Genomic DNA, 17,638 nt, shown 5'->3' on the forward strand with positions numbered 1-17,638 from the left:
GGCGGGTCGTCGCGAGACGGCCCGCCCTTTTCAATATTGGAGCGGAGCCGCCCGGATCCAGCGCGAGGCGAGGAGCTTCACGCCGGCGGTGACGGGCAGGCCGGCGTGGACCGCTCCATCGTCGGGGCGTCCGTCGTCGAGCACGTTGCGGAACAGCAGGCCGTCTCCCTTGCGCCCGCGGAGCCGCAGCCCTGCCTTCGGGAAAGCGGTTTCGCCGCCGGCAAACTCGTCATTGAGCCAGACGAGGAAGGTCCAGCGCCGCTGCTGGGCGGGGACCACGCCGGGGAGCGCGTCGCTGTGCAGCCGATACTCCTCGCCGGGCGCGTACCGCAGGACCTGCAGCGGCTCGCCCGCGCCCACCTCCGTTCCGCTCGCCGCGGCGAGGCGACGATTGAGGGCGTGAATGGCGGGACGCTCGTGGACGAACGGGAAGCTGGCGCCGCTCGACGTGCGGATCGGGTTGGGCCGCTGCTCCCCGGTCGCGGGATCCACGATCACGCTGGGCTGGAGCAAGGGCTCCGCCGCAGCGATTAGGTAGTCGCACTCCGCGTCGGTCAAAAGCTTCGGGAAGCGGCGCACCAGAGGCGCCTCGCTGACGATTTCCGCCGTACTCGGCGCTCGCGGATCGCCGGACGAATCCAGCGACATCTGCCCGAGGAGGGCGAACTCTTTCCGAGCGCTCTCGTCGGTGGCCGCGGCGTCGCGCAGCATCTGGAGAGCGGCCGCCCAGTCGCGTGAGCCGCCGATGCCCTGCGCCACGAAGGCCCGGAGGATCGCCTCGGCAGGTGCATCCCCGAGGCTGGCGGCGCGGGCGAACATGGCGCGCGCACCGGGAAGATCGCGCCGGACGAGCTGGCCGGAGAGCAGCCACAAGCCGAGCTCGCGCGCCGCGGCGCCGTCGCCGGCCACTTCGGCCTGCTTGAGAAGCCTGGCGGCGCCCTGCACGTCGCCGCGCTGCAGAAGCCCTGCCGCCTGCCGAACCGGATCGATCATGAGCCCGTCCTGCCAGCCTGCTCGGCACCGTGCCAGAGCCCAACGAAAAGGGCCGGGAATTTCTTCCCGGCCCCAGTTTCGAGTGTAGTCGGACGCTTAGAAGCGGACCTTCGCGCCCAGGTAGAAGTTGCGACCGCGGATGTCGTAGATCGCGCTGCCGCTGCCGGTGCCGGTCGAGCCGAGCGGCGGATGCCGATCGAACACGTTGTCGACGCCGCCATACACCTGGACGTTGCTCGCCTTGTAGGTCTGACCCAGGTCCACCGAGAAGCGGAGATCATGATAGGTGATCGCCGGATACTTCACGATGTCGGCATAGTCCGCGTTGTTGGGCGGGCAGCCGTTCGGGGTGCAGGCCGAGGCCAGCGGGTTCACGTCTTCGTAGGCGGTGACGAACATCGAACCGATGTAGTGCATCCGGTAGCCGAAGGTGACCTTCCCAACCTTCAGGTCGGCGTCGAACCGGACCTCGTCCTTCGGATCGCCAAGCTCGGAGAGCAGACGATCCTCGAACGCCGGGCGCGACGGATCCTGGAAGTTGCTCGACTGCAGGCCGTGAACATAGATCACGCTGGTGTCGAGGCCGATGTTGCTGGTCAGCTGCTTGCGGTAGTTGGCATTGAAGTCGATGCCACGACGTACGCGCTTCGCGAAGTTCTGACCCGCCGACAGCAGGGTGTTGCCCAGAACCTCACCCGGCAGCTCGCCCAGCGGACCGGTGCCGGCACCACGGAAGCGCTGGAACAGCGGGCAGAACGGGTTGTCCAGCGACGCCGCGTCATAGCAGCCGTTGACGATCGCCTGCGCCGAGAGCGAGACGATGACGTTCTTCACCTTGATGTTGTAATAGTCGACGCTCAGCGAGAAGCCCGGGATGAACCGCGGGGTCAGCACGCCGCCGAGGGTCAGCGAGTGCGAGACTTCCGGCTTCAGGTTCGGGTTCGAGCCGCTGAGGATCGGCAGCGAACGGGTCACGTTCGGGATGCCGGCCAGCAGGTTGCCGAGGTCCGCCGAGCAGTTCGCCTGACGGTTCGGGTTGCTGCCGATCTGGGTCGACGAGCAGGGATCGACGAAGCCCGGAGCGAAGTTCGGCACGACCGGGAAGCCGGTCTCCGACACGTTCGGCGCGCGGACGGCCTTACCATAGTTGCCGCGGAAGCGCAGGTCACGGACCGGCGCATACTCGGCACCATAGTTGTAGGTGTACACGGTGCCGACGGCACCCTTGTAGTCCGACACGCGGCCCGCACCGTTCAGCGACAGGTCGTGGAAGAACGGACGATCCTTCAGGATCGGCACGTTGATTTCGCCGAACGCTTCCTTGACCGCGAAGGTCGGCGGATCGAACTCGCCGATCACGACCGCGTTGGTCAGGCCGGTCTCGACGAACGGATCGTCCTTGTAGCGCGCGCGCTCACGACGATATTCGGCACCGATCGAGAAGCCGATCGGTCCGCCCGGCAGCTCGAACAGCTGGCTCGAGTCACCCGAGAGGGTGCCGAGGAAGTCCAGCTGGGTCAGGCTCGCCTTGGTATGGGCGTTGTACGAGAAATAGTTGACCGCGGCGGCGTTGTTGCCTGCGCCGAACGGATTGTAGGGCGTGCAGGCCGCGATGTCGGCCGCCAGCTTCGCCTGCTCCTGGGCGATCTGGTCCGGGGAAAGACCACGGGTGAACGCGGTCGCCGAGGCCGGATCATACTGCGAGCGGCACTGGATCTGGCCAGTGGCCGGATTGCGACCGGAGTCGAGCGACAGCAGGAAGCGCTGGCGATCGAGGTAGCCGTAGGTCGTCGTGTCCTGCTTGAATTTGCCGTAGTTGCCCGACAGTTCGTAGTGCCAGTCGTTGTTGAACGTACCGCGCGCGCCGAGCACGATGCGGTAGGTGTCACGACGGAACTTCTCGTCGCGGATGCCAGCGTCGAGCAGCGTGCGGGCGTCGACGAAGCGATACGTCCCGGCGTTGATCGCCGTGATGTCCGCCGCGTTGAGCGCGCCGCCGATGCCCTGGCCACTCAGCGTGGTGCGGGTCGCCGAGCAGGCCGCGGTCAGGCTGGTGTTGCAGCCCGAGGCGAGGATCGCGTTGGCGATTGTGGTGCGGTCGGCAGGGTTCAGGAACGGATTGTCGAGACGAACCCGCTCGCGGATGTCGAACTGGCCGAACGTGCCCTGGATGAACGACGGGCCGGCGTTGTTGCCGAGCGCATTCACGCGGTTCCACTTGGCTTCGATGAACGGCTCGAACGCGTCGCTGACGGTATAGTGCGCCAGCATGTTGAAGTTGACGCGGTTGAGCGACGGCAGGACCGACAGCTGCTGACCTTCGCGGCCCGTGGTGCCGTTGCCGCCCAGGATGCCGCCGATGATGCCGGTGCTGTAGCGGGTGCCGGTCTGCTGGACCAGACGTCCGTCCGGCGTGAACAGGTAGGTGCAGTTGTACGGCAGGCCGCCGGTGGTGCCCGACGGGCCGTTGGTCGCGGCCAGGCCGGTGCCGCAGCGCGGGTTCGCCGCCGACTGCGTGATCGGGACGAGGCCGAGATAGCTGATGCTGGTCTGGCGGATGTCGCGGACCAAGGTGCGGTCCGGGAAGCCGTCGCTGCCGTTGGGCAGACCGGCGGTGTCGACGTCGATGACGCCGAGGCCGTCGACCCGGCGGAACCACGGGATTTCCGAACCGAAGATGCGCTTCTGGTCGGAATATTCGCCGTGCAGGGTGATGTTGCCGCGACCGTCAGCGAAGTTCTTACCGAACAGCGCCGAGGTATAGTAGTTGCCGCCGAAGTTGGCGCCGGCGAGCGCACCCTGGCCGCGCAGCTGCAGGCCGTTGTAGTCGCGCTTCAGGACGAAGTTGACCACGCCCGCGATGGCGTCCGAACCATAGACCGCCGAGTTCGAGCCGGTGACGATGTCGACGCGCTCGACGAGATCGTTCGGGATCGTGTTGACGTCCGGCGAGACGGCGTTGTTGAGGATGTCGGCGGCGACATGGCGACGGCCGTTCACCAGCACGAGGGTGCGGGCGGTGCCGAGACCGCGAAGGTCGAGCAGGTTGAGGCCGGCGATGCCGATGCCCAGGCCCGGGTTCTGCTGCGCGAAGGTGCTGCGCAGCTGCGGCAGGTCGTTGAGCGCGTCGCCTATGTTGGTCTGGCCGCGCTGGAACACCTGCTCACCCGCGATCGAGGTGACCGGGATCGGCGATTCGAGGTTGGGACGACGGATGCGCGAGCCGGTTACGGTGATCGACTGGTCGGAGCGCGAGGCGGTGCCCTCGTCGGCCTTGGTGACCGGGATTACGTCCGCGGGATTGGTCGAGTTGGTGGTGTCGCTGGGACCGGCCGGTGGGGCCGGCGGAGCCGGAACCGGCTGGACCGCCGCAGCGGCGCCCGATGCGAAAAGGAGCAGTGCACCCGTCTGCAGCGCGGTCGCGCTGAGGATTGTACGATATTTCACTTGAAGCCCACCCATGGAGTTCTTTGGAGGTGGGCTGATTTCCCGAGACGCGCACGAACCGCAATGGATTGAACAACTTCGACGGGATTTTGGACCCCGCTGTAACATTATTATCACGTAAGTTGTTGCTCGATAAACAAGCATAAACAGCCCGCTTCATTAACATGGAGCGAGAGCCGTTTTTTAGGCTGGTGAAGTGACCCGCCGGCCGGCGGGCGATTCCCTGGCGGCTCCTCTGCTGTAAGCTGTGCGTAAGTGTCAAGCCGTGTCGCCGTTGCGCTCGTCATGGCCGGGCCACCGCCTCGCGGCGTTGCACCGCGGCCACGACAATGGCCGCTCTTTTCGCTTCAACCCGGCGCCGCTTGCCTTCTATGACAGTGACATGAGGCGGGGGACCGGCTGGTCATGATGTGGGTGATTGGAGGGGTGGCGGCCGTGTGGGTTGCCGTCGCGGTCGCCCTGTCGGTGCGGGCGGCGGCGCAGCTGCGGCGGGCGAACCGGCTGATCGCCACGCTGCGCTCGCTCGGCGCGGTGCTCGCCGCGGCGCCCGTCCGCCCGGTCGAGGTCGGCCGTGACGGCGCGATCCGGCTCGAGCCGCGGCTTGCCGCCGAACTCGGGCTCGACGGGTCTGGCGTGGCCCGCCTCTCCGACCTGTCGCAGGGTGAATGCGGAATCGAGGCGGAGGACCTCGCCGCGCTGGCCGACGACGTCGCCGCGAGCGCGCTCAGCGGGGGGCGCTTCGAGCGCACCGTCCGCCTTGCCGGCTCGCGCCGGGTCATGGACGTCCGTGGCGCGCCCGCACCGTCCCCGGCCGAGCCGGGCACGCTCCTCCTCTGGCTGGGCGACGCGACCAGCGCCGAAAGCGAGAAACTCGCGCTCGGGGCCCGGCTGCGCCAGACCGAGGCGGCGCTGGAAAGCCTCACCCACCTGATCGAGAGCGCGCCGTTCCCGATGTGGTATCGCGCCGCCGACCTCCGCCTCGGCCTCGTCAACAGCGCCTATGTCGCGGCGGTCGAGGGGCGCGACGCCGCGGACGTCATCCAGCGCGGCGCGGAGCTCATCGATTCGCCCGACGACGACAGCCCGCGCGCGGCGGCCAAGGCGGCGCTCGAGCATCGCCACAGCTTCACCCGCAGCCAGCCGGCGACGATCGGCGGCGAGCGGCGGATGATGAAGGTGGTCGACGTGCCGCTGCCGACCGGCGCGGTGGCCGGCTTCGCGATCGACATCCAGGACCTGGAGGACGCCCGCTTCGAGCTTGGCCGCCACATCGAATCGCAGCGCGAACTGGCCGACCGGCTGACCGCCGGCGTCGCCCAGTTCGAGGCCGACCGGACCCTGTCCTTCTTCAACCAGCCGTTCGCGATCATGGCGCGGATCGAGCCCGAGTGGCTCAACGACGCGCCCGAGTTCGACCGCGTGCTGGAGCGGATGCGCGAGAGCAACCGGCTGCCCGAGACCCGCGACTTCCCTTTGTGGAAGGGCGAACGGCGAGCCTGGTTCACCGCGACCGAGGAAGCGTTGGAGGAGGAATGGATCCTCGCCAACGGCGACCATATCCGTGTCGTCGGCCAGCCGCTGCCCGACGGCGGACTTCGGCTCATACTCGAGGACCGCACCGAGCAGGTCCGGCTGGCGTCGGCGCGCGACACGCTGCTGCGGGTCCGCACCGCGACCTTCGACAATCTGTTCGAGGCGATCAGCGTGTTCGCGGCGGACGGGCGGCTCTATCTCTGGAACAACCGCTTTGGCAGCGTGTGGGACCTCGATGAAAGCTGGCTCGCCGAGCATCCGCGGGTCGACGAGCTGGTGCCCGCCATGGCACGCCGGCTGGTCAACCCGACCGCGGCGGCGCAGCTGCGCGAGCTGATCCGTGCCGCGACGACCGAGCGGCGCCAGGGCGGCGGACGGATCAACATGGCCGACGGGCGCAACTTCGACTTCGCCGCGGTCCCGCTGCCGGACGGCAACGCGCTGCTGACGATGATCGACGTGACCGACAGCGCGCGGATCGAGAGCGCGCTGCGCGAGCGGGCGACCGCGCTGGAGCAGGCGGACCGGGTTAAGACCGACTTCGTCGCCAACATGAGCTACGAGCTGCGCACCCCGCTGACCTCGATCGGCGGCTTCGCCGAGATGCTGGCGGGCGGCTATGCGGGCGGGCTGACGCCGGCGGCGGCCGATTATGTCCATGCCATCCTCGAGGCGGTGGCGCGGCTGTCGCGGCTGATCGACGACGTGCTCGACCTGACCCAGGGCGACCGCCACGGGGTCGCGCTCGAACGCGACCGGATCGACCTCGGCGGGCTGTGCCGGATGGTCGCGGAGGGGCTGCAGTCCGGCGCGACCGCGCGCCAGCTCAGCTTCAAGACGATCATCCAGCCGAGCGCCGGGGCGGTGATCGGCGATAGCCGCCGGCTGCGCGAGGTGTTCGAGCATGTGCTCGGCAACGCGATCACCTACACCGACGAGGGCGGCAGCGTGACGTTCGAGGCTGCCGGCAACGACCATGAGGCGATCGTCACCATCGTCGACAACGGCCCGGGCATCGCGCCGGAGGACCAGAAGCGGGTATTCGACCGCTTCACCCGGATCGGCGGCACCCATGGCGAGGCGGCGCTCGGGCTCGGGCTGCCGCTGACCCGCCAGTTCATCGAGGCGCACGGCGGCGGGGTCGAACTGGTGTCCGCGCCGGGGCAGGGAACGGCGGTGACGCTGACCATCCCGCGCGGGCGGCGATGATCCTCGCCGACGAGGCGGCCACGGCCGCGCTGGGGCGCGCCATCGCCGGGCTGCTCCGGCCGGGTGACGTGGTCGCGCTGGAAGGCCCGCTCGGGGTCGGCAAGACGGCGCTGGCGCGGGCGATCCTGGCCGGCGCCGGGCACGACGGGGAGGTGCCGAGCCCAACCTTCGCGATCGTCCAGCCCTACGAGCATCTGCCGCTGCCGATCTGGCACGCCGACCTCTACCGGCTGGAAGATCCGGACGAGCTGGAGGAGCTGGGGCTCGACTCCGCGCTGGAGGACGGGGCGCTGCTGGTCGAGTGGCCGTCGCGCGCGGGAAGCGGTGCGTGGCGGCAAGCGCTCCGCCTGTCGCTCGCCTTCGGCGAGGGCGGCGCCCGGCGCTTGACAGCCGAACCGCCTGCGTCATGGGAGGACCGATGGCCGCCCCGATGAGTCCGCCCGAAGGGGCGCATGCGTTCCTGTCCGCGAACGGCTGGCACGACGCCAAGATCGAGCCGCTGGCGGGCGACGCCAGCTTCCGCCGCTACTTCCGCGTGTTCCGCGAGGGCGAGCAGGCGGTGCTGATGGACGCGCCGCCGCCGCACGAGGACCCGCGCCCGTTCGTCGCGGTGGCCGACTGGCTGAGCGGAGTGGGGCTGACCCCGCCGGCGATCCTCGCCCGCGACCTCGAGCAAGGAATGCTGCTGCTGTCCGATCTCGGCGACGTCCGGCTGCGCGAGACGCTCGACGAGGCGCCGCACCGCGAGGCGGAGCTCTACGCGGCGGCGACCGACGTGCTGGTCCATCTCCACGCGCATCCGCCGATGGCTGGCCTCAGGCCGCACGGGCTCGAGCAGTGGCTCGAAGAGCTGAGGCTGTTCCCCGACTGGTACGGCCCCGCCGTTGGGCTCGAGCTCGACCCCGACACCTATCGCGCCGCGTGGGAGGCGGTCCTTGCGCCGGTCGCCGGCGACGGGCTCGGCCCGGTCACGGTGCTGCGCGACTATCATGCCGAGAACATCATGCTGGTCGGCGGGCACGAGGGGGTTCGCCACCTCGGGCTGCTCGACTTCCAGGACGCGCTCGCCGGGCACCCGGCGTATGACCTCGCCTCGGTATTGGAGGATGCGCGGCGCGACGTCTCGCCGGACATCGAGCGGGCGATGATCGACCGCTACGTCGAGGCGACCGGCGCCAACGGGCGGTTCGAGCATGCATACTGGGCACTCGCCGCGCAGCGCAACACGCGGATCCTCGGCGTCTTCTGCCGGCTGTGGAAGCGCGACGGAAAGCCCGGCTACCGACGCTTCCAGCCGCGCATGTGGGGACTGCTAGAACGCGACCTCGCGAAGCCCGGGCTGGAGCCGGTGCGCGACTGGTTCGACGCGCATGTCGACCCGGTCCACCGCGCCGCGGCGTGGGCGGAGGTGGCGGCATGAGCCAGACCCGCACACTTTCGCTCCGTCCCGAGGTCAAGGCGGCGGTGCCGCGGACCGCGATGGTGATGGCTGCCGGGCTCGGCAAGCGGATGCGGCCGCTGACCGCGACCCGCCCCAAGCCGCTGGTCGAGCTCGCCGGGCAAGCGCTGCTCGACCATGTCCTCGACCGGCTGCGGGCGGCGGGGATCGCCAAGGTGGTGGTCAACGTCCATTATCTCGCCGACAGCCTCGAGGCGCACCTCAAGGCGCGGTCGGGCGGGCTGGAGGTGCAGGTCAGCGACGAGCGCGAGCTGCTGCTGGAAACCGGTGGCGGGCTGGTCAAGGCGCTGCCGATGATCGACGAGGATCCCTTCTTCGCGATCAACAGCGACAATTTCTGGGTGGACGGGCCGACCGACACGCTGAAGCTGCTCGCCAGCCACTGGGACGGGGCGCGGATGGACGCGCTGCTCCTGCTGGTGCCGCAGGCGCGGGCCGGCAACCATTCGGGGCTGGGCGACTTCCACATGGACTGCGAGGGACGGCTCCGGCGGCGGACCCGGAGCAAGGTCGCGCCGTTCGTCTATACCGGGATCCAGATTGTCTCGAGGCGGCTGCTGCGCGACGCGCCGGACGGGCCGTTCAGCACCAACATCCTGTGGGACCGGGCGATCGACGAGGGGCGCTGCTTCGGCGCGGTCCACCAAGGACTGTGGTTCGACGTCGGCACGCCCGGTGCGATCAAGGCGACCGAGCAGGCGCTCGACCTTGCCTGAGGCGGTCCGCCCCAGCGTCTTCACCATTCCCGGCCATCGCAGCTTCGCCGACGCGCTCGCGGCGGGGATCATCGCGCGCCACGGTCGCGACCCGCTGACCCTCGGCCGGGGGCGGCTGCTGCTCCCCAACAATCGCGCGGTGCGGACGGTGACCGGGGCGTTCGTCCGGGCGAGCGGCGGCGGGCTGGTGCTGCCGCGGCTGATCGCGATCGGCGATCCCGAACTCGACGACCGCATCGGCGGCGCGTTCGACCCGGCGGACCCGGGCGAGCCGGTCCCGCCCGCGATCGATCCGGGCGAGCGGCTGTTCGCGCTGGCAGCGCTGCTTCGGCGGCAGGGTGGGGCGGAGCTCACCGCGGCGGAGGCGCTGCGGCTGGCCGAGGACCTCGCCCGAACGCTCGACCAGCTGCTGATCGAGGAGATGCCGGCGGCGCGGCTGGCCGATGCGGTCGCCGAGGCACCCGAGCTGGCGCGGCACTGGCAGCTCTCGCTCGACCGGCTGCAAGCGCTGATCGAGCAATGGCCGGCCGAGCTGGCGCGGCGCGGGCGGATCGATCTCGCCGAGCGGCGCAACCGGCTGCTGCGGGCGACCGCGCAGCGGTGGCGCGACCGGCCGCCGGCGGGCTTCACCATCGCCGCGGGCGTGACGACCAGCGCACCGGCGGTCGCGGCGCTGCTGGCGCGGGTGGCGCGGATGGAAGGCGGGGCGGTGGTGCTGCCGGCGCTCAGTCTCGCCGCGACCCTGCCCGACGAGGAATGGGAGGCGCTCGGCCCCGACGAACAGGGGCGGGGCGAGGAGAGCCACCCGCAGTTCCACCTCAAGCGACTGCTCGAGCGGATCGGGGTCGCCCGCGACGAGGTCGTGGAATGGCGCGGGGCGGGGCGGGCGAGCGCGCCAGCGGTGCGCGGCCGGGCGATCGCCAATGCGATGACCGCGGCCGACTTTTCCGACAAGTGGGAGCGGCTGCCGCCCCCGGAACGGCGGCTGAGCGGCGTTCGCCATGCCGAGCTGGCCGACCCGGCGGCGGAGGCGCAGGCGATCGCCATCGCGCTGCGCGAGGCGCTGGAGGAGCCGGGCCGGACCGCGGCACTGGTCACCCCCGACCGGATGATCGCGGCGCGGGTCTCGGCGCTGCTCGGCCGCTGGGGGATCCAGGCTGACGACAGCGCGGGCCAGCCGCTCGCTCAGTCGCCGCCGGGAAGCCTGCTGCTGGCGATCGTCGCGGCGGCGGCGGAGCGTCTGGCGCCGGTGGCGCTGCTCGCGCTGCTCAAGCATCCGCTGGTGCAGGCCGGGGCGGACCGGCAGGAGTGGCTGGACGCGACCCGCCACCTCGACCTTGCGCTGCGCGGCCCGCGGCCGCCGGAGGGGCTCGACGGGCTGGATCGACACTGCGGCGAGAAGGCGGCCGAGCGCCGGCACCGCGAATGCGGGCGGGCGTGGCGCCAGCTACGGCCTCTCGTCGCCCGGGTCGCCGCGCTGCTGGCGGGCTCCACCACGCTTCAGCAGCTCGCCCGCGACCTGCGCGAAGTGGCCGGGGTGCTGGCCGGCGAGGCGGCATGGAGCGGACCGGCGGGTCGCGCCGCGGCCGAGCTGCTCGGAGAAATCGAGGAGGGCGAGGGGAGCGCCGCGCTGTGGCTCGACCCTGCCGACGCGCTGCCGATCCTCCGCCAGCTGCTCGATGCCCGCGCGGTGCGTCCGCCCTTCGGCGGTCATCCGCGGATCCAGATCCTCGGCCTGCTCGAGGCGCGGCAGGTGCAGGCCGACCTGATGATCCTCGCCGGGCTCAACGAGGGGACATGGCCGGCGCTGCCCCAGCCCGACCCCTGGCTGGCGCCGCGGATCCGGCGCACGCTCGGCCTCCCCGGGCTCGACTTTCGAGTGGGGCTCGCCGCGCACGACTTCGCCTCGGCGCTGGGCGCGCCCAAGGTGCTGCTGACCCGCGCCCGCCGCGATGCGAAGGGCCCGGCGGTCGCCTCGCGGCTGTGGCTGCGGCTGATGGCGATGACCGGCGGTCTCGCCCGCGATGTCCGGCTCGAGCGGCTGGCGAGCGCGATCGACGCGCCGGCTGCGGTCAACCCGGTCGGGCGCCCGCGCCCGCGTCCGCCGGTCGAGGACCGGCCGCGGACGATCTACGTGACCGACGTCGACCGGCTTAAAGCCGACCCCTATGCCTTCTATGCCAAGGCGATGCTGCGCCTGCGCGCGCTCGACCCGGTCGATGCCGACCACACGGCGCAGTGGAAGGGCAGCGCGGTACACCAGGTGCTGGAGGAGTGGCTGCGCGACGACGATTGCGAGCCCGACACGCTGCTCGACCGCGCCCGGGCGCTGGTGGCTGGCGAGGCGATCCACCCGATGCTGCGCGCGCTGTGGCAGCCACGGCTGCTGGAGGCGATCGACTGGATCGCGGGCGAGGAGCGAAGGAACCGGGCGGACGGTCGCCGGCCGGCGGCGGCGGAGATCGAGGGCGGCACCGAGCTCGCCGGGGTGACGCTCAAGGGCAAGGTCGACCGGCTCGACCGGCTGGCCGACGGGCGGGTCGCGATCATCGACTACAAGACCGGGCGGCCGCCGACCAGGAAGGCGATCGAGGAGGGCATGGCGCTGCAGCTCGGGTTGCTCGGGCTGATCGCCCGCGCCGGCGGGTTCCGAACGGTGGCCGGCGAGCCGGAAGCGCATGAATATTGGTCATTGGCGCGGGACCAGCGGACCCGCCGCTTTGGCTATCTCGCCAAGGCCGACGGCGGCGAGCCCGAAGCCTTCCTCGAGGCTGCCGAGCGCCACTTCACCGCGGCAGCCGCGCGCTGGCTGACCGGGGACGACGAGTTCACCGCCAAGCTCAATCCGGCCTATGCGCCGTGGGGCGACTATGACCAGCTGATGCGGTTGGAGGAGTGGTATGGGCGCGAATAGGGGCGCTCAGCCCTTCTTGCGCCCCTTGCCGCCCCTGGTGGTCGAGCGCGCGTAGAGCAGCGCGGCGACGATCGCCGCCGAGCCGATCCCGATCGCGACGCCGGCCTTGAACGGCCCATGGTCCTTCTTCGTCTCGTTGTTGTCCTGGTCGTCGGCCATGGTCGATCCTGATGGTTGATCCTGTTTAACCCTGCCATAGCGCCGGCCCGGACGGCTTGCTATCTCTCGCGGCGATGGCGCGTCGTTTCAAGGCCCTGCACCGCTTAAGCCCCAACCAGAGCCTGGCCGCCGACCCGCGGGTCCATGCGACGCTGTCGGCCTCCGCCGGCACCGGCAAGACGCAGGTGTTGACCGCCCGCGTGCTGCGGATGCTGCTGGGTGGGGTCAGGCCCGAGACGATCCTCTGCCTGACCTTCACCAAGGCGGGCGCGGCGGAGATGGCCAACCGCATCGGCGAGCGGCTCGCACACTGGGTGCGGCTGAAAGACGCCGACCTGCGCAAGGACCTGTTCGCGCTCGGCGAGGCGACGGATCCGGCGACGCTTCAGAACGCGCGCCGGCTGTTCGCGCGGGTGCTCGAGGCGCCGGGCGGGCTGCGCATCCAGACCATCCACAGCTTCGCGCAGACCTTGCTCGCTGCCTTCCCGGCCGAGGCGGGGATCGCCCCAGGCTTCCGCCCGGTCGAAGGGCGCGAGGAGCAGCTGCTGGTCCGTCAGACGCTGGCCGCGCTGATCGCCGACGCCGAGCGGAACGGCGACACCGGGCTGATCGCCGACGTCCAGGCGCTGAGCAGCCGGGTCGGCGAGACGGCGGCCGAGCGCTACCTCGTGCGCTGCGCGCACAGCGCGGAGGCACTCGAGGCGCTGGGGCCGCGGGACGGGATCACGGCCCGGATCTTCGGGGCGATGGGACTTCCGGAGGATGCCAGCGAGGAATGGCTGGCGGGCCTCTGCGCCGACGAGCAATTCGACTGCGGGCTGGTCCGCGAGATGATCGAGGCCAACCGCGCCTGGGGGACCAGCACCGGGGCGGGAGCGGCGGACGGGGCGGAGGCATGGCTCGCCCGCTCGCCCGAGGCGCGCGCCGCGACGCTCGACGAGCTGGCGCTGCTGGCGCTCACCCGCGACGGGAGCGAGCGCAAGGTGGCGGCCGGCCTGGCCAAGATCTGCCAGCATTATCCCTCGCTCTGCTCGGAGCTCGGGTCGGCGGTCGGCGAGCTGCTGCGGGCGCAGCGCGGCCTCGCCTTCGCGCGCGACGTGGCGGCGGGGCTGCGCGCCGGCGCGGCCTTCGCGGCGGCCTACGAAAAGGCCAAGCGGCAGGCGGGAGTGGCCGACTTCGACGATCTGATCGCCTGGACCCGCCGGTTGTTCGCGACGCCGGGGATGGGCGAGTGGGTGCGCTACAAGCTCGACCGCCAGACCGACCATATCCTGGTCGACGAGGCGCAGGACACCAACGCTGACCAGTGGGCAATCGTCGACGCGCTGGCCGAGGAATATTTCGCCGGGGCGGGGGCCGGCGCCGGGGTGCGGACCCTGTTCATGGTCGGCGACTTCAAGCAGGCGATCTTCGGCTTCCAGGGCACCGACCCGCGCGAGTTCAGCCGGATGCGGGAGACGGTGCGCGAACGCTCGCGGTTGCTCGAGGAGGCGGCACGCGGCAGCGACGAGCGGGCCGTCGAGTTCCGCGACCTCGCGATTACCGCCAGCTTCCGCTCGGCGCCGGCGGTGCTCGAGCTGGTCGACAAGGTGATCGAGGGGATGGGGCCGCAGCCAATGGGGCTCGAGCGCGCGCCCGAGCCGCATGTCGCCTTCCACGACGAGCGGCCCGGGGTGGTCGAGCTGTGGCGGCCGTTCGAACTGGCCGGGGGCGAGGAGGGCGACGAGGCGGAGGAGGGCTGGATCGACGAGCCGCAGCGGCATTTCGCGACGGCCCTGGCGCAGCAGATCCGCGCCTGGCTCGACGAGGCACCGGTGCTCGCGGCGACGCAGCGGCCGCTCGCCGCCGGCGACATTCTCGTGCTCGTCCGCAGCCGCGGCGAGTTCGCCTCGCTGCTGGTGGCGCGGCTGTTCGCGGAAGGCGTGCCGGTGGCGGGGATCGATCGGCTGCACCTGTCGCGGCCGCTGGCAGTGCAGGACCTGATCGCGGCGATCGGCTTCGCGGTTCAGCCGCGCGACGACCTGAACCTCGCCAATTTGCTGGTCTCGCCATTGCTGGGGATGAGCCAGGAGCGGCTCTATGAGGTTGCGCATGGGCGGTCGGGAACGCTGTGGGACTCGCTGCGCGAAGCCGCCAATTTCGCCGCCGAGCGGGAGGTGCTGACCGGGCTCCTCAACATGGCCGATTACACGACCCCGGCGCGGTTCCTGGAGACGATCCTGTCGGGGCCGATGCAGGGCCGGCGCAAGCTGCTGGAGCGGCTCGGCCCCGCGGCGCGCGACCCGATCGATGAGCTGGTCGCGGCGACGCACGACTTCGAGCGGCAGGAGCTGCCGTCGCTCGACCGCTTCCTCGCCTGGTTCGCGAGCGGCGACGTCGAGGTGAAGCGCGATCCGTCCGCGCCGGTGAATGCGGTGCGGGTGATGACGGTGCACGGGTCGAAGGGGCTGGAGGCGCCGCTGGTGATCCTCGCCGACGCGACCGCGGACCCGAGCGAACTGGGTGACCGGACCGCGCCGATCGCGGTCCCGGTCGACGGTCGGCGGGTCCCGGTCGTCCGCCCGCGCAAGCCGGAGCGGATCTCGCCGTTCGACGAGGTGATGAGCGACCAGGAGGTGCGCGACCTCGAGGAGCATTTTCGCCTGCTCTACGTCGGGCTGACCCGGGCGGAGGAGCGGCTGGTGGTGGCCGGGGTCAAGCGGCGGCGGGCGCTGACCGAGGACTGCTGGCACCCGCGGGTGCGGATCGCGCTGGAGGCCCTGGGCGCCGAGGCGGTTCCCGACGAGCGGTGGGGCGAGCGGCTGGTCTACCGCGGGCAGGTGCCCGAGCAGCGGGTGCGGCCGCGGCCCTCGCGACCCGAGCTCGCCGCGCCGGAGCTGCCGGCCTGGCTGCACGCGCCGGCACCGCCCGAAGCGAGGCCGCCGCGGCCGCTCGCGCCCTCCTCGCTGGGCGTGGACCAGGAGGCGGCACCGCCGCCATCGCCAGAGCTGCGCGACGCGGCCCGGCGTGGGACTTTGCTCCATGCGCTGTTCGAGCGGCTGCCCGAACTCGCCCCGGACCGGCGGCGAGCGGCGGCCCTGCACTGGCTGGAGCGGTCGGCGGGCGTGATGGACGCGACGGTCCGGAGCGAGATGGTGGAGGCGGCCTGCGGCGTGATCGAGGACGGCCGCTTCGCCGAGCTGTTCGCGGGCGAGGCGCTGGCCGAGGCGCCGATCGCCGCGACGCTGCCCGACGGGCGGGTGATCGCGGGCACGGTCGACCGGCTGCTGGTGGAGGAAGGACGGGTTCGCCTGATCGACTACAAGACCGGCCGCTCGGTCCCGCGCTCTGCCGGCGACATCCCCGAGGCACACCGGCGACAGATGAGCGCCTATGCCGAGGCGCTGGCGGTGATCTTCCCCGGGCGGAGGATCGAGCCGGCGCTGCTCTATACCGCCGGGCCGGCGCTGATCCCGCTCGCGGGTTGAGACGGCCGGCACGCGGCCCCATATCCGGGGAAAGCGATTCGAGGAGTAAGTTTCCCATGGCCACCAAGACCGTCACCGACCAGAGCTTCGCCACCGACGTGCTCGGTTCCGACAAGCCGGTGCTCGTCGACTTCTGGGCGGAATGGTGCGGCCCGTGCCGGATGATCGCCCCCGCGCTGGAGGAGATCAGCGGGCAGCTCGGCGAGAAGGTGACGATCGCCAAGATCAACATCGACGAGAACCCCGACACGCCGGGCCGCTACGGGGTCCGCGGCATCCCGACGATGCTGCTGTTCAAGGGCGGCCAGCCGGTCGCGCAGAAGGTCGGCGCTGCCCCGCGCGGCCAGATCCAGGATTGGCTCGAAGGCCAGCTCTAGGCCATGACGCCGCGGCGGGCGCGGCGGAGCGATCGGCTCGCTTGGGCGTTGAAACGGCGGTCTCCCGCCTGCTCCCGAGTGATGGCATGATCCAGCTTGCGCCCGTCGACCGGCTCGATCCCACCCACGTCTACTGGGTTGCGGCAGTGACCGCGCCATGCCGCGACTGGAGCGGCGCGCCCGGCTGCCGAAAGGGCGCGCGCTACCTGGTCGACCCCGATGACGGCAGCACCTCGCGCCAGGCGCGGCTGGTGTTCGACAGCCGCGCCGGCTGCCTGGAATGGATGATGGCGCACCGCTCCGAGCTCGTCCGCGACCTGCCGGGCGCGAGCGTCGTTCCGGTCAACTACGCGCGCTGGCTGCTGGGGCTGGACTAGCGAGGGCCGCGCGGATCTCGCGCAGCGCGTCGGCGAGCATCCGGAACTCCTCGGCGCGCGGGCTGCCGCGGCGCCAGACGAGGGCGATGTGGCGGCTGCGCTCCGCGGTCTCGAGCGCCCGAACCTTGATGCTGGTGCCGTTCAGGATGCCGGCGGTCACCGCCATTTCGGGCACGAAGGTCATGCCGAGGCCGTTGTCGACCATCTGGACGAGCGTGTGCAGCGAGGTGCCGAGCATGGTCGAGCCGGTCCGGAGGTCGGGCCGGTTGCACACCGCCAGCGCATGTTCCTTGAGGCAATGGCCGTCCTCGAGCAGCAGCAGCCGCTCCGGGTCGATGGCGCCGGCGGCGATCTGCGGCTGGGCCGGGGCTTCGCCCTCAGGATAGGCGAGCAGCAGGTCGTCGTCGAACAGGTCGGCGCGATCCACGTCGCCGCACGAGTAGGGCATGGCGAGGAGGACGCAGTCGAGCTGGCCGCGGTGAAGCGCATCGCAGGCGGCCTGGCTGGTTTCCTCGCGCAGGTGGAGCTTGAGTTCGGGCCACTGCCGCCGCAGCCGGGGCAGGAGGACGGGGAGCATGAACGGGGCGATGGTGGGAATGACGCCCATGTGCAGCGTGCCGGTGAGCGGCTGGCTCTCCGCCTGGGCGAGGTCGGCGAGCTCCTCCGTCTCCCGTAGCACGCGGCGGGCCTTCTCGGCGACCTTGATCCCGAGCGGGGTGAAGCGGACGACGCGGCGGGTGCGTTCGACGAGGGTGGTGCCGAGCAGGGTCTCGAGCTCGCGCAGGCCGGCGGAGAGGGTCGACTGGGTGACGAAGCAGCTCTCGGCCGCGCGACCGAAGTGCCCATGGTCGCGCAGCGCGACCAGATACTGGAGCTGCTTCAGTGTGGGGAGATAGATGGTCATCGGCTTACACGATCAATTTGATTGACATAATCGGATTGAACGATCAACGCCAGCGATCTAGATGCTGCGCCGCACCATTTCTA

General features: G+C 71.1%; 12 protein-coding genes. 8 read left to right on the plus strand and 4 right to left on the minus strand.

Translation table 11 applies throughout. The features are described from left to right. Nucleotides 1-30: 30 nt before the first annotated feature. Nucleotides 31-993, minus strand: coding sequence for a 2OG-Fe(II) oxygenase (locus HMF7854_RS08325; protein ID WP_126718678.1), 963 nt, complete (start codon nt 991-993; stop codon nt 31-33). Nucleotides 994-1,089: 96 nt separating this feature from the next. Next, nucleotides 1,090-4,455 (minus strand): TonB-dependent receptor, encoded by a 3,366-nt coding sequence (locus HMF7854_RS08330; RefSeq protein WP_126718679.1) that lies wholly within the window; start codon nt 4,453-4,455, stop codon nt 1,090-1,092. Nucleotides 4,456-4,845: 390 nt separating this feature from the next. Here HMF7854_RS08330 and HMF7854_RS08335 point away from each other — a divergent pair, with 390 nt between their 5' ends. The 5 genes from HMF7854_RS08335 to addB are packed head-to-tail and all read left to right on the plus strand — an operon-like array spanning nt 4,846 to nt 12,271. Beyond that, nucleotides 4,846-7,182, plus strand: a complete 2,337-nt coding sequence (locus tag HMF7854_RS08335; RefSeq protein ID WP_126718680.1) for a sensor histidine kinase — start codon at nt 4,846-4,848, stop codon at nt 7,180-7,182. Then, on the plus strand, nt 7,179-7,616 hold the full coding sequence (tsaE, locus tag HMF7854_RS08340; protein ID WP_126718681.1) for a tRNA (adenosine(37)-N6)-threonylcarbamoyltransferase complex ATPase subunit type 1 TsaE: 438 nt from the start codon (nt 7,179-7,181) through the stop codon (nt 7,614-7,616). The genes HMF7854_RS08335 and tsaE overlap by 4 nt, the downstream gene beginning before the upstream one ends. After that, nucleotides 7,601-8,602: an aminoglycoside phosphotransferase family protein gene (locus HMF7854_RS08345; protein ID WP_239016903.1), complete on the plus strand. Its 1,002-nt coding sequence runs from the start codon at nt 7,601-7,603 to the stop codon at nt 8,600-8,602. Before tsaE ends, HMF7854_RS08345 begins: the two co-directional genes overlap by 16 nt. After that, on the plus strand, nt 8,599-9,357 hold the full coding sequence (locus HMF7854_RS08350; RefSeq protein WP_126718682.1) for a nucleotidyltransferase family protein: 759 nt from the start codon (nt 8,599-8,601) through the stop codon (nt 9,355-9,357). Before HMF7854_RS08345 ends, HMF7854_RS08350 begins: the two co-directional genes overlap by 4 nt. Beyond that, nucleotides 9,350-12,271 carry a double-strand break repair protein AddB gene (gene addB, locus HMF7854_RS08355; protein WP_126718683.1) on the plus strand — a complete coding sequence of 974 codons (2,922 nt, stop codon included), beginning with the start codon at nt 9,350-9,352 and terminating at the stop codon, nt 12,269-12,271. The genes HMF7854_RS08350 and addB overlap by 8 nt, the downstream gene beginning before the upstream one ends. A gap of 6 nt (nt 12,272-12,277) precedes the next feature. Here the strand turns inward: addB and HMF7854_RS15745 are convergent, their stop codons facing one another. Continuing rightward, nucleotides 12,278-12,430, minus strand: coding sequence for a hypothetical protein (locus tag HMF7854_RS15745; protein ID WP_185829211.1), 153 nt, complete (start codon nt 12,428-12,430; stop codon nt 12,278-12,280). Nucleotides 12,431-12,504: 74 nt separating this feature from the next. Here HMF7854_RS15745 and addA point away from each other — a divergent pair, with 74 nt between their 5' ends. The 3 genes from addA to HMF7854_RS08370 all read left to right on the plus strand — a co-directional run bounded on the left by addA (nt 12,505) and on the right by HMF7854_RS08370 (nt 16,651). Further along, complete coding sequence (gene addA / locus HMF7854_RS08360) at nt 12,505-15,897, plus strand: double-strand break repair helicase AddA (protein ID WP_126718684.1); 3,393 nt, start codon at nt 12,505-12,507, stop codon at nt 15,895-15,897. 56 nt (nt 15,898-15,953) lie between these two features. Continuing rightward, nucleotides 15,954-16,274, plus strand: coding sequence for a thioredoxin (gene trxA / locus HMF7854_RS08365; protein WP_126718685.1), 321 nt, complete (start codon nt 15,954-15,956; stop codon nt 16,272-16,274). 86 nt (nt 16,275-16,360) lie between these two features. Beyond that, nucleotides 16,361-16,651 carry a hypothetical protein gene (locus tag HMF7854_RS08370; protein ID WP_126718686.1) on the plus strand — a complete coding sequence of 97 codons (291 nt, stop codon included), beginning with the start codon at nt 16,361-16,363 and terminating at the stop codon, nt 16,649-16,651. Here HMF7854_RS08370 and HMF7854_RS08375 read toward each other — a convergent pair. Then, on the minus strand, nt 16,617-17,555 hold the full coding sequence (locus HMF7854_RS08375) for a LysR substrate-binding domain-containing protein (RefSeq protein ID WP_126718687.1): 939 nt from the start codon (nt 17,553-17,555) through the stop codon (nt 16,617-16,619). The two genes, HMF7854_RS08370 and HMF7854_RS08375, sit on opposite strands and share 35 nt — an antisense overlap. Nucleotides 17,556-17,638: the final 83 nt, after the last annotated feature.

Source organism: Sphingomonas ginkgonis (assembly GCF_003970925.1).
In the GTDB taxonomy this organism is placed as follows: Bacteria; Pseudomonadota; Alphaproteobacteria; order Sphingomonadales; family Sphingomonadaceae; genus Sphingomicrobium; species Sphingomicrobium ginkgonis.

Excerpts from the sequence above, each read along its gene's own strand:
- HMF7854_RS08325 (WP_126718678.1), bottom strand. The coding sequence starts at position 993 with ATGATCGATCCGGTTCGGCAGGCGGCAGGGCTTCTGCAGCGCGGCGAC.
- HMF7854_RS08330 (WP_126718679.1), bottom strand. The coding sequence starts at position 4,455 with ATGGGTGGGCTTCAAGTGAAATATCGTACAATCCTCAGCGCGACCGCG.
- HMF7854_RS08335 (WP_126718680.1), top strand. The coding sequence starts at position 4,846 with ATGATGTGGGTGATTGGAGGGGTGGCGGCCGTGTGGGTTGCCGTCGCG.
- tsaE (WP_126718681.1), top strand. The coding sequence starts at position 7,179 with ATGATCCTCGCCGACGAGGCGGCCACGGCCGCGCTGGGGCGCGCCATC.
- HMF7854_RS08345 (WP_239016903.1), top strand. The coding sequence starts at position 7,601 with ATGGCCGCCCCGATGAGTCCGCCCGAAGGGGCGCATGCGTTCCTGTCC.
- HMF7854_RS08350 (WP_126718682.1), top strand. The coding sequence starts at position 8,599 with ATGAGCCAGACCCGCACACTTTCGCTCCGTCCCGAGGTCAAGGCGGCG.
- HMF7854_RS15745 (WP_185829211.1), bottom strand. The coding sequence starts at position 12,430 with ATGGCCGACGACCAGGACAACAACGAGACGAAGAAGGACCATGGGCCG.
- addA (WP_126718684.1), top strand. The coding sequence starts at position 12,505 with ATGGCGCGTCGTTTCAAGGCCCTGCACCGCTTAAGCCCCAACCAGAGC.
- trxA (WP_126718685.1), top strand. The coding sequence starts at position 15,954 with ATGGCCACCAAGACCGTCACCGACCAGAGCTTCGCCACCGACGTGCTC.
- HMF7854_RS08370 (WP_126718686.1), top strand. The coding sequence starts at position 16,361 with ATGATCCAGCTTGCGCCCGTCGACCGGCTCGATCCCACCCACGTCTAC.
- HMF7854_RS08375 (WP_126718687.1), bottom strand. The coding sequence starts at position 17,555 with ATGACCATCTATCTCCCCACACTGAAGCAGCTCCAGTATCTGGTCGCG.